Origin of the sequence: Klebsiella sp. CN_Kp106 (genome assembly GCF_040064575.1) — a bacterium.
Taxonomy (GTDB): Bacteria; Pseudomonadota; Gammaproteobacteria; order Enterobacterales; family Enterobacteriaceae; genus Klebsiella; species Klebsiella michiganensis.
This window is the reverse complement of sequence record NZ_JBEAIG010000062.1, coordinates 1-20,614: the sequence shown is the minus strand read 5'-3', so window position 1 is coordinate 20,614 and position 20,614 is coordinate 1. Positions and strand designations below refer to the sequence as shown.

At 53.9% G+C, this 20,614-nt stretch carries 19 protein-coding genes and 1 pseudogene; 16 read left to right on the top strand and 4 right to left on the bottom strand.

The annotated features are described in order from the left end of the window. Positions 1–5 precede the first annotated feature (5 nt). The 5 genes from ABLU96_RS21195 (at position 6) to fucR (ending at position 8,275) form a co-directional block, all read left to right on the top strand. Positions 6–587 carry a nucleoside triphosphate pyrophosphatase gene (locus ABLU96_RS21195; protein WP_014839653.1) on the top strand — a complete coding sequence of 194 codons (582 nt, stop codon included), beginning with the start codon at positions 6–8 and terminating at the stop codon, positions 585–587. A 2-nt stretch (positions 588–589) separates the two neighbouring features. Further along, positions 590–2,059: a ribonuclease G gene (gene rng, locus ABLU96_RS21190; protein WP_004125826.1), complete on the top strand. Its 1,470-nt coding sequence runs from the start codon at positions 590–592 to the stop codon at positions 2,057–2,059. 79 nt (positions 2,060–2,138) lie between these two features. Next, positions 2,139–5,936, top strand: coding sequence for an AsmA2 domain-containing protein YhdP (gene yhdP, locus ABLU96_RS21185; RefSeq protein ID WP_009651883.1), 3,798 nt, complete (start codon positions 2,139–2,141; stop codon positions 5,934–5,936). A gap of 88 nt (positions 5,937–6,024) precedes the next feature. Then, positions 6,025–7,470: a metalloprotease TldD gene (gene tldD, locus ABLU96_RS21180; RefSeq protein WP_004854666.1), complete on the top strand. Its 1,446-nt coding sequence runs from the start codon at positions 6,025–6,027 to the stop codon at positions 7,468–7,470. A gap of 58 nt (positions 7,471–7,528) precedes the next feature. After that, positions 7,529–8,275 (top strand): L-fucose operon activator, encoded by a 747-nt coding sequence (gene fucR / locus ABLU96_RS21175; RefSeq protein ID WP_025108485.1) that lies wholly within the window; start codon positions 7,529–7,531, stop codon positions 8,273–8,275. On the opposite strand, the gene aaeR is transcribed toward fucR, so the two are convergent. Continuing rightward, positions 8,272–9,201, bottom strand: a complete 930-nt coding sequence (gene aaeR, locus ABLU96_RS21170) for an HTH-type transcriptional activator AaeR (protein WP_004854659.1) — start codon at positions 9,199–9,201, stop codon at positions 8,272–8,274. The genes fucR and aaeR overlap by 4 nt on opposite strands. A gap of 131 nt (positions 9,202–9,332) precedes the next feature. Here aaeR and aaeX point away from each other — a divergent pair, with 131 nt between their 5' ends. From aaeX to ABLU96_RS21150, 4 genes are all read left to right on the top strand, one after another. Next, complete coding sequence (gene aaeX / locus ABLU96_RS21165) at positions 9,333–9,536, top strand: p-hydroxybenzoic acid efflux pump operon protein AaeX (RefSeq protein ID WP_002918640.1); 204 nt, start codon at positions 9,333–9,335, stop codon at positions 9,534–9,536. A gap of 7 nt (positions 9,537–9,543) precedes the next feature. Further along, positions 9,544–10,476: a p-hydroxybenzoic acid efflux pump subunit AaeA gene (gene aaeA / locus ABLU96_RS21160; protein WP_004854657.1), complete on the top strand. Its 933-nt coding sequence runs from the start codon at positions 9,544–9,546 to the stop codon at positions 10,474–10,476. A 5-nt stretch (positions 10,477–10,481) separates the two neighbouring features. Beyond that, a complete protein-coding gene (gene aaeB / locus ABLU96_RS21155; RefSeq protein WP_064375619.1) occupies positions 10,482–12,449 on the top strand; it encodes a p-hydroxybenzoic acid efflux pump subunit AaeB in 1,968 nt (655 codons plus the stop codon). Between the two features lie 139 nt (positions 12,450–12,588). Further along, complete coding sequence (locus ABLU96_RS21150) at positions 12,589–12,864, top strand: barstar family protein (protein ID WP_004854654.1); 276 nt, start codon at positions 12,589–12,591, stop codon at positions 12,862–12,864. A gap of 50 nt (positions 12,865–12,914) precedes the next feature. Here the strand turns inward: ABLU96_RS21150 and yhcN-B are convergent, their stop codons facing one another. From yhcN-B to argR, 3 genes are all read right to left on the bottom strand, one after another. Next, positions 12,915–13,181 (bottom strand): DUF1471 family stress response protein YhcN-B, encoded by a 267-nt coding sequence (yhcN-B, locus tag ABLU96_RS21145; RefSeq protein WP_004106229.1) that lies wholly within the window; start codon positions 13,179–13,181, stop codon positions 12,915–12,917. A 102-nt stretch (positions 13,182–13,283) separates the two neighbouring features. Then, entirely contained in the window at positions 13,284–13,547 is a 264-nt protein-coding gene (yhcN, locus tag ABLU96_RS21140) for a peroxide/acid stress response protein YhcN (protein WP_004106226.1), read from the bottom strand. A 354-nt stretch (positions 13,548–13,901) separates the two neighbouring features. Then, a complete protein-coding gene (argR, locus tag ABLU96_RS21135) occupies positions 13,902–14,372 on the bottom strand; it encodes a transcriptional regulator ArgR (protein ID WP_004106225.1) in 471 nt (156 codons plus the stop codon). A 413-nt stretch (positions 14,373–14,785) separates the two neighbouring features. Between argR and mdh the strand changes: the two genes are divergently transcribed. The 7 genes and pseudogenes from mdh to ABLU96_RS21100 form a co-directional block, all read left to right on the top strand. Then, positions 14,786–15,724, top strand: coding sequence for a malate dehydrogenase (gene mdh / locus ABLU96_RS21130; protein ID WP_049084496.1), 939 nt, complete (start codon positions 14,786–14,788; stop codon positions 15,722–15,724). A gap of 131 nt (positions 15,725–15,855) precedes the next feature. After that, the gene (locus tag ABLU96_RS21125) at positions 15,856–16,500 is read left to right on the top strand and encodes a GntR family transcriptional regulator (RefSeq protein ID WP_048263770.1); all 645 of its coding nucleotides are present in this window, start codon (positions 15,856–15,858) and stop codon (positions 16,498–16,500) included. Next, the gene (locus ABLU96_RS21120) at positions 16,472–17,137 is read left to right on the top strand and encodes a GntR family transcriptional regulator (RefSeq protein WP_014227009.1); all 666 of its coding nucleotides are present in this window, start codon (positions 16,472–16,474) and stop codon (positions 17,135–17,137) included. Before ABLU96_RS21125 ends, ABLU96_RS21120 begins: the two co-directional genes overlap by 29 nt. 210 nt (positions 17,138–17,347) lie before the next feature. Continuing rightward, positions 17,348–18,616, top strand: a complete 1,269-nt coding sequence (locus ABLU96_RS21115) for an SLC13 family permease (RefSeq protein WP_049084495.1) — start codon at positions 17,348–17,350, stop codon at positions 18,614–18,616. Positions 18,617–18,648: 32 nt separating this feature from the next. Further along, positions 18,649–19,548, top strand: a complete 900-nt coding sequence (ttdA, locus tag ABLU96_RS21110) for a L(+)-tartrate dehydratase subunit alpha (protein ID WP_014227007.1) — start codon at positions 18,649–18,651, stop codon at positions 19,546–19,548. Next, entirely contained in the window at positions 19,548–20,165 is a 618-nt protein-coding gene (gene ttdB, locus ABLU96_RS21105) for a L(+)-tartrate dehydratase subunit beta (protein WP_049070303.1), read from the top strand. Before ttdA ends, ttdB begins: the two co-directional genes overlap by 1 nt. A 346-nt stretch (positions 20,166–20,511) precedes the next feature. Then, positions 20,512–20,614: pseudogene (locus tag ABLU96_RS21100) on the top strand (oxaloacetate decarboxylase subunit gamma); the annotation flags it as partial.

Genomic DNA, 20,614 nt, shown 5'->3' with positions numbered 1-20,614 from the left:
TTGATATGACGACTCTGTATCTTGCTTCAGGTTCTCCGCGTCGGCAGGAACTGCTGACACAGCTTGGCCTCGCTTTTGAGCGCGTGGTTCCCGGTATTGAGGAACAGCGCCGCCCGCAGGAGAGCGCCCAGCAGTATGTGGTCCGGCTGGCGCGCGAAAAGGCCCAGGCTGGCGTCGCGCTGGCACCGCGCGATCTCCCGGTTTTAGGCGCGGATACCATTGTCATCCTTAACGGTGAAGTGCTGGAAAAACCGCGCGATGGCGGGCACGCCGCCGAGATGCTACGCATGCTTTCCGGAAAGACTCATCAGGTGATGACCGCCGTGGCGCTGGCTGATAAGCGGCAGACGCTGGATTGCCTGGTGGTCACGGAGGTCACTTTCCGCGTGCTCTCAGGGCAGGATATCGCCGATTATGTCGCCAGCGGCGAACCTTTAGATAAAGCAGGTGCATACGGTATTCAGGGGTTGGGTGGCTGTTTCGTCAGGAAGATAAATGGCAGCTATCACGCCGTCGTTGGCTTACCGCTGGTGGAAACGTATGAGTTGCTAAGTAACTTTAACTCACTGCGTGAAGAAAAGGGATAAAGATGACTGCTGAATTATTAGTTAACGTAACGCCATCAGAAACGCGCGTCGCTTATATTGATGGCGGTATACTTCAGGAAATTCATATTGAGCGTGAAGCGCGACGCGGAATAGTAGGCAATATCTACAAGGGTCGTGTCAGTCGGGTGCTGCCGGGAATGCAGGCGGCTTTTGTAGATATTGGCCTGGATAAGGCCGCGTTTCTGCACGCTTCCGATATTATGCCGCACACCGAGTGCGTGGCGGGCGAAGAGCAAAAACAGTTCGCCGTCCGCGATATCTCCGAGCTGGTGCGCCAGGGGCAGGATTTAATGGTGCAGGTGGTGAAAGACCCCCTCGGTACCAAAGGCGCCCGCCTGACCACCGATATCACCATTCCCTCTCGCTATCTGGTCTTTATGCCCGGCGCTTCGCACGTCGGCGTCTCTCAGCGTATTGAAAGCGAAGCGGAACGTGAACGCCTGAAAAAAGTGGTCTCTGAATACTGTGACGAGCAGGGCGGATTCATTATCCGTACCGCGGCGGAAGGCGTTCATGAGCAGGAGATGGCAGCAGATGCCGCCTATCTCAAGCGCGTCTGGACAAAAGTGATGGAACGCAAAAAGCGCCAGCAGACCCGATATCAAATGTACGGCGAACTGGCGCTGGCGCAGCGCGTGCTGCGTGATTTCGCCGATGCGCATCTTGACCGGATTCGCGTTGACTCTCGTCTGACTTACGAATCGCTGCTGGAGTTTACCGCCGAATATATTCCGGAGATGACCAGCAAGCTGGAGCACTACAGCGGCCGTCAGCCGATTTTCGATCTCTTTGACGTGGAAAATGAAATCCAGCGCGCTCTGGAACGCAAAGTTGAACTGAAATCAGGCGGCTATCTGATCATTGACCAAACGGAAGCGATGACCACCGTTGATATCAACACCGGGGCATTCGTCGGTCACCGTAATCTTGACGATACTATCTTTAATACCAATATTGAGGCGACCCAGGCGATTGCCCGCCAGCTGCGGCTGCGCAATCTCGGTGGGATTATCATCATCGATTTCATTGATATGAATAATGAAGATCACCGCCGTCGGGTGCTGCACTCTCTTGAGCAGGCGCTGAGCAAAGACCGGGTTAAAACCAGCATCAACGGCTTCTCCCAGCTTGGGCTGGTAGAGATGACCCGCAAGCGTACTCGCGAAAGCGTGGAGCATGTGCTGTGTAATGAGTGCCCTACCTGCCACGGTCGCGGTACGGTGAAAACGGTGGAAACGGTGTGCTATGAAATCATGCGCGAGATCGTGCGCGTGCATCATGCCTACGATTCCGACCGGTTCCTGGTCTATGCTTCTCCTGCGGTAGCGGAAACGCTGAAAGGGGAAGAGTCGCACGCGCTGGCAGAAGTCGAGATCTTTGTCGGTAAGCAGGTCAAAGTGCAAATTGAACCGCTCTATAATCAAGAGCAGTTTGATGTAGTAATGATGTAATCATCCGTTTTGCTTGCTGATGTCGGGATAAAGAGGCGGGCAAAAGGATGACGCGTAACAGGCTGACAAGGAGAGATGCGTGAGGCGACTGCCCGGGATATTACTGCTCACCGTGGCAACATTGATTGTTGTCGTCGCACTGCTGGTGAGCGGTCTGCGTCTCGTTCTGCCGCAGTTAAACAGCTGGCGTCCGCAGGTGCTGGAAAAAGTCTCCGCGATGGCCGGCGTACCGGTCGATGCTTCAAATATTGTCGCCAGCTGGCAGACTTTTGGCCCGACGCTTGATGTCCGCGATGTTAAGGCCGGCCTGAATGATGGCGGCGAGCTTTCCGCTAAACGCGTCACCCTGGCGCTCGACGTCTGGCAAAGCCTGCTGCATATGCGCTGGCAGTTTCGCGATCTGACCTTCTGGCAGCTGCAGGTTCATACCAATACCCCCATTCAAACGAATAATAGCGGTGAAGGGCTGAAAACCGACCGTATCAGCGATCTTTTCCTCCGCCAGTTCGATCACTTTATTCTTCGCGATAGCCATCTGAGCTTTCTGACCATCTCCGGCCAGCGTGCGGAGCTCACCATTCCGCAGCTTACCTGGCTGAACGGTAAAAATCGCCATCGCGCGGAGGGGCAGCTTAGTCTCAGCAGCCTGACCGGCCAGCACGGCGTGATGCAGGTGCGAATGGACCTGCGCGATGAAGACGGCCTGCTCAATAAGGGGCGCGTCTGGCTTCAGGCGGATGATATCGACGTTAAGCCGTGGCTTGGGCGCTGGATGCAGGACAACATCGCCCTGCAGAGCGCGCGGTTTAGCCTGGAAGGCTGGATGACTATCGACAAAGGCGATGTCGCCAGCGGCGATGTATGGCTTAAAAAAGGCGGCGCCAGCTGGCAGGGCGATAAAGAGAAGCACCATCTGTCGGTTGATAATCTGACGGCTCACATCTATCGCGATAATCAAAGCTGGGGCTTTCACATCCCTGATACGCGCATCTCGATGGATGACAAACCCTGGCCGCGCGGCGCGCTGTCGATGGCGTGGATCCCGGCTCAGGATGTGGGCGGAAAAAATGGTCAACGCAGCGATGAGCTGCGCATTCGCGCCAGCAACCTTAACCTTAGCGGTCTGACCGGGCTGCAGCCGATGGCGGATAAACTGGCTCCGTCGCTGGGCGAAATCTGGCGTACGACGCAGCCGGACGGCAAAATCAATCTTCTGGCGCTGGATATTCCGCTGCAAATGGCGGAAAAAACGCGCTTCCGGGCGGACTGGAGCGACATGTCCTGGAAGCAGTGGAAGCTGCTGCCAGGGGCTGAGCATTTCTCCGGCAACATTGCCGGGAGCGTAGAAAACGGTACTCTGCATGCCAGCATGACGCAGGCGAAAATGCCCTATGAAACGGTCTTTCGTGCGCCGCTGGAGATCGCCAAAGGCGATGCGACCCTCAGTTGGGTGAAGAATGACAAGGGTTTTATGCTCGATGGTCGCGATATTGACGTACAGGCTACCGGCGTTCGCGCTCGCGGTGGGTTCCGCTATCTGCAGCCGCAGGGCGACGAACCCTGGCTCGGTATTCTGGCCGGTATCAGTACCAACGATGGCGGACAGGCCTGGCGCTACTTCCCGGAAAATCTGATGGGCAAAGCGCTGGTGGATTACCTCAGCGGAGCCATTAAAGGCGGTCAGGCCACCGATGCTACGCTGGCTTATGGCGGTAACCCGCATCTTTTCCCGTACAAGCATAATGAGGGGCAATTCCAGGTCACGGTGCCGCTCAAGAACGCCACCTTTGCCTTTCAGCCTGACTGGCCCGCGCTTACCGGGCTTAATATCGACCTTAACTTTATCAATGATGGGCTATGGATGAAGGCCGATAAGGCGATGCTCGGCAATGTGACCGCCAGCAATCTCGATGCGGTGATTCCCGACTATTCGCGAGAAAAGCTGCTGATTGATGCCGACGTTAACGGCCCGGGTAAAGAGGTTGGCCCTTATTTTAACGAGACGCCGCTGAAAGAGACGCTGGGCGCGGCGCTGGATGAGCTCCAGCTGGACGGTAATGTTAGCGCTCGCTTACATCTTGATATCCCCCTGGATGGCGAGATGACCACCGCTAAAGGTGATGTCCGGTTGAACAATAACAGCTTGTTTATCAAGCCTATCGATACCACATTGCAGAACCTGAGCGGTAAATTCAGCTTTGTAAACGGCGACCTGAAAAGCGAACCGATGAGCGCGAGCTGGTTTAATCAGCCGCTGAATCTTGATTTTTCGACCACCGAAGGCGCGAAAGCATTTCTCGTGAACGTCGGGATGAACGCCAGCTGGCAGCCTGCGCGTACCGGTTTATTGCCGAAATCCCTGGACGGCACCCTGAGCGGCAGCGTGCCCTGGGACGGAAAAGTCGCGATTGAGCTTCCGTATCGCGGTAGCGCGGCCTATAAGGTTGACCTCAACGCTGACCTGAAGAGTGTAAGTAGTCACTTACCTGCGCCGTTAGATAAGCAGGCCGGGGAGCCGTTGCCGGTAAAAATTAAGGTCGATGGCGGCTTAAGCAGTTTTAATCTGGCCGGGTCCATGGGGGCGAAGAATCATATTAATAGCCGCTGGCTGCTGGGTCATAAGCTGACCCTGGACCGCGCTATTTTAACCACGGACAGTAAAGCCGTTTCTCCGCTTCCCGAGCAGCCGGGCGTGGAGCTGAATATGCCGCCGATGGATGGCGCGCAGTGGCTGGCGCTGTTCCAGGGCGGAGCGGCGAATGACGTCAGCAGTAATCTCGTCTTCCCGGAGCAGGTCACGCTGCGAACGCCAGCGTTAACGATGGCGGGGCAGAGCTGGAATAACGTTAGCCTTGTCTCCCGGCCCGATGCCGGGGGAACGAAGATCGAAGCCCAGGGGCGTGAAGTCAACGCAACCCTGACGATGCGGAAGAACGCCCCGTGGCTGGCGGCCATTCGCTATCTCTACTACAACCCAACGGCGGCGAAAAGCCGCGGTACAGAAAAAAGCAGCGCCCCGCTGGCCGATACCAACATTGATTTCCACGGCTGGCCGGACCTTCAGCTTCGCTGCGCCGAGTGCTGGCTGTGGGGGCAAAAATATGGCCGTATCGAAGGGGATTTTGATATTCGCGGCGATACCCTGACGCTGGCGAACGGACTGGTCGATACCGGTTTTGGCCGTCTGACGACCGATGGCGTATGGGTGAGCGCGCCGGCGGGCGTACGAACCTCTTTGAAAGGTAAGCTGCACGGCAATAAAACCGACGATTTCGTGAACTTCTTCGGCGTCTCCACGCCGGTAAAAGGTTCGTCGTTTGATATCGATTATGACCTGCACTGGCGTGCGCCGCCGTGGCAGCCCGACGTTGCCTCGCTTAATGGGATCCTCAAAAGCCGTCTTGGAAAAGGCGAATTTACCGACCTCAGCACCGGTCATGCCGGCCAGCTTCTGCGTTTGTTGAGCGTTGACGCGCTGCTGCGCAAGCTGCGCTTCGACTTTAGCGATACGTTCAGCGAAGGGTTCTACTTTGATTCCATTCGCAGTACGGCGTGGATTAAAGACGGCGTTCTGCATACCGACGATACGCTGGTCGATGGTCTGGAAGCGGATATCGCCATGAAGGGGTCGGTGGATCTCGTGCGTCGTCAGCTGGATATGCAGGCCGTGGTCGCGCCGGAGATTTCTGCGACCGTGGGCGTCGCCGCGGCCTTTGCCGTTAACCCGATTATCGGCGCCGCGGTCTTTGCTGCCAGTAAGGTACTGGGGCCGCTGTGGAACAAGGTCTCTATTTTGCGCTATCGCATCACCGGTCCTATCGATCAGCCGCAAATTAACGAAGTGCTGCGCCAGGCGCGGAGCGACAAAAAGCAATGATTTGACGATTGTGCGTAATTACCGCACTCTCAATAGATAGCCTTTTTTATTTCCGCCCCTGAGGCGGCAACAAACGAGTAGCAAAACGATGAGTCTGAACCTGGTAAGTGAACAATTACTGTCGGCAAACGGCCTGAATCATCAGGATCTGTTTACCATTCTTGGCCAGCTGGCCGAGCGCCGTCTGGATTACGGCGATCTCTATTTTCAGTCGAGCTATCACGAGTCCTGGGTTCTTGAAGACAGCATCATTAAAGATGGTTCGTACAATATCGACCAGGGCGTTGGCGTCCGCGCGGTGAGCGGGGAAAAAACCGGCTTTGCCTATGCTGACCAGATTAGTCGACTGGCGCTGGAACAGAGCGCACAGGCGGCCCGCACCATTGTACGCGACCATGGGGATGGTAAAGTGCATACCCTTGGCGGGGTGGAACATCGTTCCCTCTATACCAGCATCGATCCGCTGCAAAGTATGAGCCGGGAAGAGAAGCTGGATATTCTGCGCCGGGTAGATAAAACCGCCCGCGCGGCCGATAAGCGGGTGCAGGAAGTTTCCGCCAGCCTGACCGGCGTCTACGAGTTAATTCTTGTCGCCGCCACCGACGGCACGCTGGCGGCGGACGTTCGCCCGCTGGTTCGCCTTTCCGTCAGCGTGCTGGTGGAAGAGGATGGCAAACGCGAGCGCGGCGCCAGCGGCGGCGGCGGCCGGTTTGGCTACGACTATTTCCTGGACTCGCAGGATGGCGACGTTCGCGCGGATGTTTGGGCGAGAGAAGCCGTGCGTATGGCGCTGGTCAACCTGACCGCCGTCGCGGCGCCTGCCGGGATGCTGCCGGTTGTGCTGGGCGCGGGCTGGCCTGGCGTCCTGCTGCATGAAGCCGTCGGTCACGGCCTGGAAGGTGACTTTAACCGTCGCGGGACGTCGGTATTCAGCGGCCATATGGGCGAACTGGTGGCCTCTGAGCTGTGCACCGTAGTGGATGATGGCACCATTGCTCACCGTCGCGGCTCCCTTGCCATTGATGATGAAGGCACGCCGGGCCAGTATAACGTTTTGATCGAAAACGGCATTCTCAAAGGCTATATGCAGGACAAGCTCAACGCCAGGCTGATGGGCGTGGCGCCAACCGGTAACGGTCGTCGCGAATCCTACGCGCATCTGCCTATGCCGCGTATGACCAACACCTACATGCTGGCGGGGAAATCTACGCCGCAGGAGATTATCGAATCGGTCGATTACGGCATCTACGCGCCGAACTTCGGCGGCGGTCAGGTGGATATCACCTCCGGGAAATTTGTCTTCTCCACGTCTGAAGCCTACCTGATTGAAAAAGGTAAAGTGACCAAAGCGGTGAAGGGCGCGACGCTTATCGGTTCAGGTATCGAAGCGATGCAGCAGATTTCGATGGTGGGGAACGATCTGAAGCTGGACAGCGGCGTCGGCGTTTGCGGCAAAGAGGGCCAGAGCGTACCGGTTGGCGTCGGTCAGCCAACGCTCAAAGTGGATAAACTCACCGTCGGCGGTACCGCCTGATACTTCTCAAGGCGCTTTCGCCCGCGGCGAAAGCGCAAATCACCTCCGCGGAGTCGCGATGAAAGCCGCGCGTCAGCAGCAGATAGTCGAACTACTCAACCAGCATCACACCTTAACCACCGAAGCGTTGTCCCATCTGCTGCAGGTCAGTATCGAGACCATTCGTCGCGATTTGAGCGAGCTGCAGAAGCAGGGGCGTCTTCAGCGTAGCCACGGGCAGGCGCGCGTTCTCCAGCGTAACAATCACAACGGCGAGAAGCCTTTTCATAGCCGCGTGAAAAGCCATTATGCCCATAAATCTGATATCGCGCGTACGGCGCTGGCGTGGATTGATGAAGGGATGACGATCGCCCTGGATGCCAGCTCAACCTGCTGGTTTCTGGCGCGTCAGCTACCGAATATGACCCTGACGGTGTTTACCAATAGCCATCCGGTCTGCGTAGAGCTGGGCCGCCGTGAGCGGATCCAGCTGATCAGCGCCGGGGGGCAGCTCCTGCGTCAGTATGGTTATTACGTTAATCCGGCGCTGTTCTCTCAGGTCAAATCGCTGGAGATCGATCTGTTTATTTTTTCCTGCGAGGGGATCGATAACGATGGCGTACTCTGGGATTCCAGCGCCAATAATGCTGCCTACAAATCGCTGCTTCTGAAACGGGCGGCACAGTCGCTATTATTAATCGACAAAAGCAAATTTGATCGTTCCGGCGAGGTGCGTATCGGCAATCTCCGCGACGTAACGCAGATTATTTCCGATGCCGGGCCCGATAATCTGTTCTTACCCTCTGTGGCGGGCTCGGGCCGCTAGCGGGCAATCCCCCGGCCGTGCATCCCCTGGTAAATCTTCGCCACCCCGACGAAATACTCAGTCAGGTAATTAATGCATACCTGTACCTTAAGCGGCAGCTTATCTTTCTCGGTATACAGCGCGTATACCGGTCGCGGATCGGACTGGTAGCTCGGCAGCAGGATCTCCAGTTCGCCGCGGTTGATCTCTTCGATCGCCCACATCAGCGGAACGTAAGCCACGCCGACGCCTGCCGTCAGCCAGCGCACCAGCGTCATCGGATCGTTGGTGACGAATCTGCCCTGAGGGATCAGCTTGGTTGAAATCCCTTCCGGAGCGATGATTTCAAATTCGTTATCCGGCCGGACGCTGTATTCCAGCCACGAGTGGCTGGCGAGATCCGCCGGTTTTTCCGGACATCCGGCGTGCTGAAGGTAGCTTTTTGCCGCGCAGAGCACCATCGGCATGGAGCCCAGGCGGCGGGAAAAGAGGCTGGAATCCTGCAGCGCTCCCACGCGAATAACCACATCCAGGCCGTCCGCAATCAGGTCCGGCGCGGGAATGCCTGTGACCAGATTGATTGAGAGACCCGGGTGCTCTTTGAGCATATCGGCGGTTATGCGAGCCAGGACATTCTGTGCCATAGTTGAAGAACAGCCGATGCGCAGCGTACCGATGGGCGTATTGTTAAACGCGTACAGCTGCTCATGGACATCCTGGACTTCGAACAGCATTCGCCGACAGCCTTGATAATATATTTTTCCCGCTTCTGTTAAGCCAAGGCTGCGCGTACTGCGGTTGAGTAGCTTAACCTGCAGTTCATCTTCCAGTTTGGCTACCGTCTGGCTGATGGAAGAAACGCTCATCTGGAGCTGGCGGGCCGCGGCGGTGAATGAACCTAATTCGACCACTCTGGCAAAAACGGACATGCGTTTTAATCGTTCCATTATTCACTCTGGCTTAAAAGTGATTTAGATCACACATTATAGATAAGACCGCAATTGTTACGTTACTATATAGTTAGCTTAATAATAAACGCATCGCGCATATCACCTGTACGCTTCTTATCAAGGTCATCATGAGTCTGTTTCCTGTCATTGTGATTTTCGGCTTGTCGTTTCCGCCGATCTTCTTTGAATTGCTATTGTCGCTAGCCATCTTCTGGCTGGTGCACCGCCTGCTGGTTCCAACGGGCATCTATGATTTTGTCTGGCACCCGGCACTGTTTAATACCGCGCTATATTGCTGCCTGTTTTATCTGATATCACGTTTGTTCGTTTGAGGTTGATGTGAAAACACTAACAAGAAATATCCTCCGTACCGCAATCACTGTGATACTGGTTATCCTTGCATTTATGGCGATTTTTCGCGCATGGGTGTATTACACCGCCTCGCCCTGGACGCGCGATGCGCGTTTTAGTGCGGATATTGTGGCCATCGCTCCCGATGTCTCCGGCCTGATTTCGCAGGTGAATATCAAGGATAACCAACTGGTTAAGAAAGACCAGGTTTTGTTCGTCATTGACCAGCCGCGTTACCAGAAGGCGTTAGCCGAGGCTGAAGCCGATGTCTCCTACTATCAGACTCTGGCGCAGGAGAAACGCGTCGAAGCCGGCCGTCGTAACCGCCTTGGCGTCCAGGCCATGTCCCGGGAAGAGATAGACCAGGCGAATAACGTTCTGCAAACCGTTGAGCATCAATTAGCCAAAGCGACGGCAAGTCGCGACCTGGCGAAGCTTGACCTTGAACGTACGGTGATTCGCGCCCCGGCCGACGGCTGGGTGACCAACCTGAACGTTTACCGCGGCGAGTTTATCACCCGAGGCTCCACCGCGGTTGCGCTGGTGAAGCAGAATACCTTCTACGTTATGGCCTATCTTGAAGAGACCAAGCTTGAGGGCGTGCGCCCCGGTTTTCGTGCTGAAATTACCCCGCTGGGAAGCGTACACACCCTCAGGGGCACCGTCGACAGCATTGCTGCAGGCGTCACCAATGCCAGCAGCAGCAGCGATTCAAAAGGGCTAGCCTCTATTGATTCTAACCTTGAATGGGTACGTCTGGCACAGCGGGTGCCGGTACGTATTCGCCTCGATCAACAGCAGGGCAATCTCTGGCCTGCGGGTACCACCGCGACGGTGGTGATTACAGGTAAAGAGGATCGCGATACTCGCCAGGCAAACTTCTTCCAGAAACTGGCGATGCGCCTGCGTGAGTTCGGTTAATCGCCATGGGGATCTTCACCATCGAACTCCGGCATCTCCGCTTCGCCGTTAAGTTAGCCTGCGCGGTGGTGCTGGCGTTATTCATCGGTTTTCATTTTCAGCTGGAAACGCCGCGCTGGGCGGTGCTTACCGCCGCCATCGTTGCTGCCGGCCCGGCGTTTGCCGCAGGCGGGGAGCCTTACTCCGGGGCGATCCGCTATCGCGGGATGCTGCGTATCGCCGGCACCTTTATCGGCTGTATCGCCGCGCTGGCGATCATCATCCTGATGATCCGCGCCCCGCTGCTGATGGTGCTGGTATGCTGCCTGTGGGCCGGATTCTGCACCTGGATCTCCTCGCTGGTGCGGGTTGAGAACTCCTATGCCTGGGGCCTGGCGGGCTATACCGCGCTTATCATTATTATCACTATTCATGAAGAGCCGATGCTGGCGCCGCAGTTCGCCGTTGAGCGATGCAGTGAGATTGTCATCGGTATCGTCAGCGCCATTGTGGCCGACCTGCTGTTTTCTCCGCGTTCGATTAAAAAAGAGATCGACCTTGAACTGGATAATCTGCTGATCGATCACTATCGCCTGATGCAGCTTTGCGTGGCGCATGGTGATAAAGATGACGTCGATAAGGCCTGGAGCGCGCTGGTGCGTCGTACCAACGGGCTGGAAGGGATGCGCGGCAACTTGATCATGGAGTCCTCGCGCTGGGCAAAAGTGAATCAGCGGCTGAAGGCGATCAATACCCTCTCTCTGACCTTAATTACTCAGGCCTGTGAAACCTATTTGATTCAGAATACACGCCCTGAGATGGTGACGGATGATTACCGCGAGCTGTTTGCTGAACCGGTCGAGACCGTGCAGGACGTGCACCGCCAGCTAAAGCGGATGCGCCGCTTCTTGACCTGGAAGGGAGAGCACAATACGCCGGTAACAATCTACAGCTGGGTAGGCGCTGCGACGCGCTATCTGCTTTTGAAGCGGGGCGTGGTCGGCAATACCAAAATCAGCCGTATTGAAGAAGAAGTGCTGCAAGGCGAAGTGGTGGTGAAGGCGGAATCCGCCGAGCGGCACCATGCGATGGTCAACTTTTGGCGTACGTCTATCTCCTGTATCCTCGGTACGCTGTTCTGGCTGTGGACCGGCTGGACTTCAGGAAGCGGGGCGATGGTCATGATTGCGGTTGTCACGGCCTTAGCGATGCGTTTACCTAATCCGCGGATGGTAGCTATCGATTTCCTCTACGGCACGCTGGCGGCGTTACCGCTGGGGGCGCTGTTTTTCCTCGTGATTATGCCCGCGACGCAGCAAAGTATGCTGCTGCTGTGTATCAGCCTGGCGGTGATGGCCTTTTTTATCGGCATCGAGGTACAAAAGCGGCGGCTCGGTTCGCTGGGGGCGCTGGCCAGCACCATTAATATTCTGGTGCTCGACAATCCGATGAAGTTTGAATTCAACCAGTTTCTTGATAGTGCCCTGGGCCAGATTGTCGGATGCTTCCTTGCGCTGATGGTGATCCTGCTGGTGCGTGATAATTCGCAGGCCCGCACCGGCCGCGTGCTGCTCAACCAGTTTGTCTCGGCGGCGGTATCATCGCTGACCACCAATATGGCGCGACGTAAAGAGAACCACTTGCCGGCCCTGTATCGTCAGCTCTTTTTGTTGCTGAATAAATTCCCTGGCGATATCGCCCGCTTTCGTCTGGCGCTGACCCTGATTATCGCGCATCAGCGTCTGCGCGATGCGCCGGTACCGATAAATGACGATCTGTCGGCCTTTCACCGGCAGCTGCGACGTACTGCGGATCGCGTCATTTCAGCCAGTAGTGATGATAAGCGCCGCTACTATTTTGCCCGCTTGCTTGATGAACTGGATATCTACCAGCAAAAATTACAGCACTGGGAAGCCTCTCCGCAGGTGACCGAGCCGGTACGAAGGCTGGTGGAGATGCTGCATAAGTACCAGCATGTGTTAACCAACAGCTAGCCGCCAGAACCGACGCCGAAGCGTCGGTTTTTTTATCGCTATACTTAACGCTCAGAGTATGAATTCCGCCGTCAGAGTGGAACTACACGCCGGGATGACCGGGCTATGAAAAGTTGCAGGTGTGGACGGGATGCGGGCAATGACTACCTATACCTTTGATTTTGATGAAATAGCTGAGCAGCAGGATTTTTATCGTGAGTTTTCTCGTACCTTTGCTTTAGCGCGTGAGAAAGTGAATAACCTGGATTCTCTGTGGGAAGCCGTGACCGCCGGGCTGTTACCCTTACCGCTGGAGATTGAGTTTATTCATTTAAGCGATAATCAGCGCCGGCGTTTCGGCGCGTTAATTCTGCTCTTTGATGAGGCGGAAGAGGAGCTGGAAGGGGAGCTGCGTTTTAATGTGCGGCAGTCATAAAAAAGCCCCCGACGGAGCGGGGGCAAGTCGTCGGATAAGACGACGAGGGTTTATTTGTACAGCTCAGCCGTAGCGTGCCAGTTATCGCCGGTACGGGCTTCAATAATACGGTAGCTGCTGGCGCCTTCTTTCTCAGCTTTAGCCGCCAGTTCCTGACGCATATCCATCGGCGCGCTGCCTACCTGAGAAACGGAAACGGTGCCCATGGACTGCAGATTTTGCGCCTGTTCGGCGTTCACTTGATTAACGGCGGCGTTTGCGCCGAAAGAGAGAACGGAAGCCAGACCCAGGGATGCGATGATAATTGCGCTTTTCATAATTTTTTCTCCAACCTTAATATTTGCAGCGGCGGGAGGCTTAATGAACCTGGGGCCGCTGGAGAGATTCTGTTTCAGTTAATGACCGACAATCGTTAAATCTTATTTATAAAGTTCAGCCGTTGCGTGCCAGTGGTCACCGGTACGTGCTTCAATAATGCGGTATGAAGAAGCACCTTCTTCTTGTGCTTTTTTGTTCAGCATTTCGTGCATATCCATCGGGGAAGAACTTACCGCGCCGACGGAAACGGTGCCGATTGCCTGACGGCCTTGAGCCTGTTCGCTGTTGATAGAGTCAGCGGCGAAGGCGCCGAAAGACAGAACGGAAAGGATGCTTAATGCTGCTACAGTGGTTTTGATTTTCATGATGTTCACCTCGTCGAATCTTTTTGTTGGGGGTCTTTGTTTCGTGACCCTCATCACAAAATCAAGTATACACTAATCACTGAAAATATTAATACCTTGCTAATTGTTTTTCATGTAAATAATTACAAAGAAATGTCTTTTTTATAACATATAAGAATTAGAAATGTCTTTTCTTCGCCATGCTTGGTCATTATGGCTAATAAAATCATAAGGATAGGTGAATTTGATCTTTTGTGCGCTTAAGCCGGTTTCATCACGTAAATGAATGTATAGAAGCGGAAAAACACACAAAATGTTAAAGAAATGATAATTTTTTGAAGGGATACCCTCCGGCGCTAACCAGAGGGAAGGGCATCAGAGTTCCTGCTCAAACAGGACGAGAATGGCGTCATGCAGCTCTTTAACGGTAAAACCTCTGGCCGGGGTGGTAAAGATAGTGTCATCACCCGCAATGCTGCCGAGAATCCCTTCGGCTTTGCCAAGGGAGTCCAGAAGCCGGGCGATCAGCTGCGCTGCGCCTGGGCTGGTATGAATAACCACGACCGAATCGTTATAATCGATATCCAGCACCAGGTTTTTTAGCGGGCTGGAGGTCGTCGGGACGCCAAGCTCGGCGGGCAGGCAGTAAACCATTTCCATTTTGGCGTTACGCGTGCGTACGGCGCCAAACTTGGTGAGCATACGTGAGACTTTCGATTGGTTGATATTATCGAAGCCTTCCTCTTGCAGGGCCTGAACGATTTCACCTTGAGAGCTGAATTTCTCTTCTTTAAGCAGCGCTTTAAACGCTTTAACCAGTTCTTCTTGTTTTGCCGAACTACGCATAAGTCACCCAATTATGGTGGTAAAAACAACATCATTATGCATAAACATGCATTTTTATGCAAATAATCCGCAGGGGAGAAGCGTAAATAATGTTATGAAGGGCGCATATTTTAGCAAAAAACCCTAATAAGGAACATGCTTTCGTCACGGCGCGCAAATTGCCACAAAAGTAAATGAAATGTTATTAAATGATGTTGTTCTGCTCAATGTGCTGGGTGTATTGTAACCAACAGTCGATCCGGTACTACGCTTTGCTGGATGGTCAGTCTCAGGGAGGAAAATGCGAAGCTGCTGCATCGCTGCGCACGACCACGCATTCTTCAGCCATAATTATTGTAATTGTTCATCTTGTGAATTAAGGTCCAGGCGACGGAGTAACGAAAGACTATTTTAACCATAATAAGGAGTTTAGGATGAAAGTTGCAGTCCTCGGCGCCGCTGGTGGAATTGGCCAGGCGCTTGCCCTACTACTTAAGACCCAACTGCCTTCAGGTTCAGAACTCTCGTTGTACGACATTGCTCCGGTAACCCCGGGCGTGGCGGTTGATCTAAGCCATATCCCTACCGATGTAAAAATCAAAGGTTTTTCCGGCGAAGACGCCACCCCTGCGCTGGAAGGCGCTGATGTGGTGCTGATATCCGCGGGCGTAGCGCGTAAGCCCGGCATGGATCGCTCCGATTTATTCAATGTTAATGCCGGTATTGTGAAAAATCTGGTACAGCAAATCGCCAAAACCTGTCCGCAGGCCTGCGTCGGGGTGATTACCAACCCGGTGAACACCACCGTGGCGATTGCCGCAGAAGTGCTGAAAAAAGCCGGTGTTTACGATAAGAACAAGCTCTTTGGCGTCACAACGCTGGATATTATCCGCTCGAATACCTTTGTTGCCGAACTGAAAGGCAAATCTTCATCAGATGTTGAGGTTCCGGTGATTGGCGGCCACTCAGGCGTGACTATCCTTCCTTTATTGTCACAAATTCCGGACGTCAGCTTCAGCGAGCTGGAAGTGGCCGATTTAACTAAGCGCATTCAAAACGCCGGTACTGAAGTTGTGGAAGCAAAAGCCGGTGGCGGTTCAGCAACGCTCTCGATGGGACAGGCCGCCGCGCGATTCGGTCTCTCCTTAGTTCGCGCCATGCAGGGAGAGAAAGGGGTAGTGGAATGCGCCTACGTTGAAGGTGATGGTCAATATGCCCGTTTCTTCTCACAGCCGCTGCTGTTAGGCAAAAATGGCGTAGAGCAGCGTCAGTCTATCGGCACGCTGAGCGCGTTTGAGCAGCAGGCGCTGGAGGGGATGCTGGATACGCTGAAGAAAGATATCGCCCTTGGCGAAGACTTTGTGAATAAATAACGTTTCATGAAAAGAAAAGCCGGAGCCTGGGTTCCGGCTTTTTTATGGCTTTCTCCCACCCCTGAATGACTCAACCTGCTGGTAAATCTGCTAAACTCCCCGCGTCTTGAGCGGTAATAAACGAGGACGTTGTGAAAAAAATCGAAAGAAAGCAGACCAGGGACCACATTACGCAAATGCTCCGTTACGAGATCCTTTCCGGTAGCATGAAACCGGGGGATGAACTCGCGCAGGAGAGTATTGCCGAACAGCTGGGGCTTTCTCGTATGCCGGTTCGGGAAGCGCTACAGGCCCTTGAGCAGGAAGGGTTTCTGGTGCGTTTGCCAAACCGCCATATGCAGGTCGCCAGGCTGGCGCCTGACCATGTCAGCCATATTTTCCGGGCCATTGCGGTGATGGCAACGGAGCTTTTTTCATTGGTACCCGCAGCGGCGGGCGAATCGCTGGCGGCCAGCGCGCGCGCGCTGGGGCATTCCGGTGAGCGAGCGCGAGAGCTGGCGTTCCACGAGACGCTCATTTCTTATATTGATAATCGCTATCTGGAAAAAATTTATCAGCAGTTTTTGGATGGTTATATCGGTTATGTCATTCTGTATCTGAAAGAGGATAATCAAGAGTCGGCGCAAATACTCAGCTCTCTGATGGAGGCTATTCGTCAGGGCGATCGCGCCGAGATCGCGCAGGAAACGCAGCGTTATTTCCTCTCTCTGGCAGAAATAATGCGTCAACACATGAAGGATTGGGAAAGTGCAGAAGCCTCGATTAGGGAAAATTAAGCTTCTTTCAGCGAAAGAGCAGGTCGCGGCAGTATTACGTAAAGCTATACTGTCGCGAGATTTAGTTGAAGGGCAAGAAATTACCCTTGAAGGGATCGCCACCATGGTCGGCGTGTCCAGTATGCCCGTGCGTGAAGCGTTTCAGATACTGGCTGCGGATGGGCTGATTAAAGTCCGGCCCAATAAAGGGGCGGTCGTGCTGGGAATTAACGAACAAACGATCCGCGAGCATTATGAGATTCGCGCGCTGCTGGAGAGTGAAGCAGTCGCTAAAGCGTGTCGTCCCGGGACGGACATTTCGCGCATTGCCGAAGTGCATTACTCTGCGGAAAAAGCGCTGGCGGAAAATAACTCAGCTGAATATTCAGACCTGAACCAGGCGTTTCATATGGAGATATGGAACGCGGCGGGAAATGGCAAAATGAAGCTGCTGCTCAGCAATATGTGGAACGGGCTTTCGATGGGGCATAAGGTCACTGAGGAAGAGTACGCGATCATTTCCATCCGCGAGCACAAGGGGATTTTACAGGCCCTGGAGCAGCATAATGAAGCGCTGGCGCGCCAGCGAATGCGCGAGCATATTATCCGTTCGATGGAGAACATGCTAACGCGCTACGTCGAAGAACCCTCCGCTTGATCGCATCGCCTGTAGGACCGCTGCAGGCGCCTTACTTATTCATTTCATAAATAAGTTTCGATAAGTGACTGCTTTCGCAAGATTTTGATAAAGATCTCAATCCTGAAGCTTTCGAAAAAAACGCGTTGACTTACTCTTTGTATGGGAATAATTTCCCTCCCGTCAATATTGGATACAATATCATATATCATTGATGGGATAACTATAAATATGGAACCGATTACCATTACCCTATGTTTGCTGGCGTTTGCTATCGCCATGTTCGTGTGGGAAAAAATCCCCCTCGCGGTCACATCTATGGTGGTTTGCGTCGCGCTGGTGCTTACCGGCGTGCTCAATCTCAAGCAGGCTTTCGCCGGCTTTATCGACACCAACGTTATTCTCTTCGTCGCCATGTTTATCGTCGGCGGGGCGCTATTTGAAACCGGGATGGCGAATAAGGTGGGGGGCGTGATTACGCGCTTCGCGAAAACGGAAAAACAGCTGATTTTTACCATTATGGTCGTGGTTGGCGTGATGTCCGGTTTTCTCTCCAATACCGGTACCGCAGCCGTACTGATCCCGGTCGTTATCGGCGTGGCGGCGAAATCAGGCTTTGCCCGTTCCCGGTTGCTGATGCCGCTGGTTTTTGCCGCCGCGCTCGGCGGTAACCTGTCGTTGATTGGCGCGCCGGGCAACCTGATTGCGCAGTCAGCTTTGCAGAATATTGGCAGCGGTTTTGGCTTTTTTGAATATGCCAAAGTCGGTTTACCGATGCTGATTTGCGGCGTTATTTACTTCCTGACCATCGGCTATAAATTCCTGCCCAATCACCCGAACAGCGGTGCAGTTGGCAGCATCGGTGAACAGCGCGATTACAGCCACGTTCCGCGCTGGAAGCAGATCCTCTCTTTGGTTGTTCTGATCGCCACGATCCTCGGCATGATTTTCGAAAAGCAGACCGGTGTGAGTCTGGCGGTAGCAGGCTGTATCGGCGCGCTGGTGCTGGTGGTTACCGGCGTACTTACAGAAAAGCAGGCCTATAAAGCCATTGATTCTCAGACCATTTTTATCTTCGGCGGCACGCTGGCGCTGGCGAAAGCGCTGGAAATGACCGGGGCGGGAAAACTGGTGGCGGATCACGTGATTGGCATGCTGGGGCAAAACTCTTCGCCGTTTATGCTGCTGGTGGTGGTCTTTGCGCTGTCCATCATTATGACTAACTTCATGTCCAACACCGCGACCGTCGCGCTGTTAGTACCGGTGAGCCTGTCGATTGCCGCGGGCATGGGCGCCGATCCTCGTGCGGTGCTAATGGCGACGGTTATCGGCAGTTCTTGCGCCTACGCTACGCCAATCGGTATGCCTGCCAACATGATGGTGCTGTCGGCAGGTGGCTATAAGTTTGTCGACTACGCCAAATCCGGCATCCCTCTGATTATCGTTTCCACCATTGTCAGCCTGATTCTGCTGCCAATCCTTTTCCCTTTTCATCCGTAATGAACGGAAGCTGTCCTGACTAAGGAGCCTGTATGAGCAAAAGTGAACAGATATCCCATATGACCAATGTGATGGCCAAATTTGTGGGGTATACCGGCAAAGTCTTACCTGATGACGTCACTGCAAAACTGGAAGATTTGCATAAAAAAGAGACCAGTAAACTGGCTGACGTCATCTTTACGACCATGATTGAGAACCAGCGTCTGGCAAAGGAGCTGGATCGCCCCTCCTGCCAGGATACCGGCGTGATTCAGTTTCTGGTGGAGTGCGGGGCGAACTTCCCGCTGATCGGCGAGCTGGAAGCGCTGCTGCGTGAAGCGGTGATTAAAGCAACCGTGGATTCCCCGCTGCGCCACAACAGCGTTGAGACTTTTGATGAATACAATACCGGCAAAAACGTGGGTAAAGGCACGCCGACGGTGTTCTGGGAGATTGTCCCCAATTCTGACCAGTGCAGCATTTATACCTATATGGCTGGCGGCGGCTGTTCCCTGCCGGGGAAAGCGATGGTGCTGATGCCGGGCGCGGGTTATGAAGGCGTTACCCGCTTTGTTCTCGACGTGATGACCAGCTACGGTTTGAACGCGTGTCCGCCGCTGCTGGTCGGCGTGGGCGTGGCGACCTCCGTTGAAACGGCGGCGCTGCTGTCGAAAAAAGCGCTGATGCGCCCGATCGGTTCGCATAATGAAAATGAACGTGCGGCCTCGCTGGAAAAAATGCTGGAAGACGGTATTAACAAAATTGGCCTTGGGCCGCAGGGGATGTCCGGTAATACCTCCGTTATGGGCGTGAATATTGAAAACACCGCGCGTCATCCTTCCACCATTGGGGTGGCGGTGAACGTGGGCTGCTGGTCACACCGGAAAGGGCATATCGTTTTTGATAAAGACTTGAACTACACCATTATGTCTCACAGCGGAGTGAATTTCTGATGACGAAAAAAATCCTTACTACGCCAATTAAAGATGAAGATTTAGCCGATATTAAGGCTGGCGATATTATTTATCTCAATGGCCATATTGTTACCTGTCGTGATGTGGCGCACCGTCGCTTAATTGAAGGTGGCCGTGAATTACCCGTTGATGTTAGCGGCGGCGCTATTTTACACGCCGGGCCTATTGTCCGTCCGATTAAAGGCGAAGACGATAAGTTTGAAATGGTCTCCGTCGGACCAACGACCAGCATGCGCATGGAAAAATTCGAAAAAGAATTTATTGCAAAGACCGGCGTGAAATTAATTGTTGGTAAAGGCGGTATGGGCAAGGGCACTGAAGAGGGCTGCGCGGAGCATAAAGCGCTGCACTGCGTATTCCCGGCCGGCTGCGCGGTAGTGGCCGCGGTGTGCGTGGAAGAAATTGAAGATGCGCAGTGGCGCGATCTGGGTATGCCGGAAACGCTGTGGGTATGTCGGGTGAAAGAGTTTGGCCCGTTAATTGTTTCTATTGATACTCATGGTAATAACCTGTTTGAACAGAACAAATTTATTTTCAATCAGCGTAAAGAGATAGTCGCTGATGAAATATGCCAGAACGTAAGCTTTATCAAATAATCTGGATGATATCATTCGCACGATAATGATGGCGTGATGTTTATGACGATAATAAACAGGGGCTCTGACCGGGCGGTCCAGGGAAATCCACCCTTATTATTTTCGTTATATACCCAAAAGATTTCGAGTTGCTTTGAGGCGGCAAGGGAGAGACAAATTCGTCTGGAACGAATTTGAACAGCCAAAGGCTGCCTCTGGTGAGGGACATGGATGTCCCTCATTACATCCCCGGGAGCTTACGCAAGTAAGTGACTGGGGGGAACGAAGCTGGCCAACAAAGAAGCAATTTGAAAGATGACGGGGATAAATAACATCATTATCGTGCCTCCTGCCCGAAGGCTATTTTATGACTGATGCAGCACTGCTATTAGGTGAAGGCTTCACCCTGATGTTTCTCGGCATGGGGTTCGTGCTGGCGTTTCTGTTTCTGCTGATTTTCGCCATCCGCG

Coding starts and splice junctions, on each gene's coding strand:
- ABLU96_RS21195 (WP_014839653.1), top strand. CDS start 6: ATGACGACTCTGTATCTTGCTTCAGGTTCTCCGCGTCGGCAGGAACTG.
- rng (WP_004125826.1), top strand. CDS start 590: ATGACTGCTGAATTATTAGTTAACGTAACGCCATCAGAAACGCGCGTC.
- tldD (WP_004854666.1), top strand. CDS start 6,025: ATGAGTCTGAACCTGGTAAGTGAACAATTACTGTCGGCAAACGGCCTG.
- fucR (WP_025108485.1), top strand. CDS start 7,529: ATGAAAGCCGCGCGTCAGCAGCAGATAGTCGAACTACTCAACCAGCAT.
- aaeR (WP_004854659.1), bottom strand. CDS start 9,201: ATGGAACGATTAAAACGCATGTCCGTTTTTGCCAGAGTGGTCGAATTA.
- aaeX (WP_002918640.1), top strand. CDS start 9,333: ATGAGTCTGTTTCCTGTCATTGTGATTTTCGGCTTGTCGTTTCCGCCG.
- aaeB (WP_064375619.1), top strand. CDS start 10,482: ATGGGGATCTTCACCATCGAACTCCGGCATCTCCGCTTCGCCGTTAAG.
- ABLU96_RS21150 (WP_004854654.1), top strand. CDS start 12,589: ATGACTACCTATACCTTTGATTTTGATGAAATAGCTGAGCAGCAGGAT.
- yhcN-B (WP_004106229.1), bottom strand. CDS start 13,181: ATGAAAAGCGCAATTATCATCGCATCCCTGGGTCTGGCTTCCGTTCTC.
- yhcN (WP_004106226.1), bottom strand. CDS start 13,547: ATGAAAATCAAAACCACTGTAGCAGCATTAAGCATCCTTTCCGTTCTG.
- argR (WP_004106225.1), bottom strand. CDS start 14,372: ATGCGTAGTTCGGCAAAACAAGAAGAACTGGTTAAAGCGTTTAAAGCG.
- mdh (WP_049084496.1), top strand. CDS start 14,786: ATGAAAGTTGCAGTCCTCGGCGCCGCTGGTGGAATTGGCCAGGCGCTT.
- ABLU96_RS21115 (WP_049084495.1), top strand. CDS start 17,348: ATGGAACCGATTACCATTACCCTATGTTTGCTGGCGTTTGCTATCGCC.
- ttdA (WP_014227007.1), top strand. CDS start 18,649: ATGAGCAAAAGTGAACAGATATCCCATATGACCAATGTGATGGCCAAA.
- ttdB (WP_049070303.1), top strand. CDS start 19,548: ATGACGAAAAAAATCCTTACTACGCCAATTAAAGATGAAGATTTAGCC.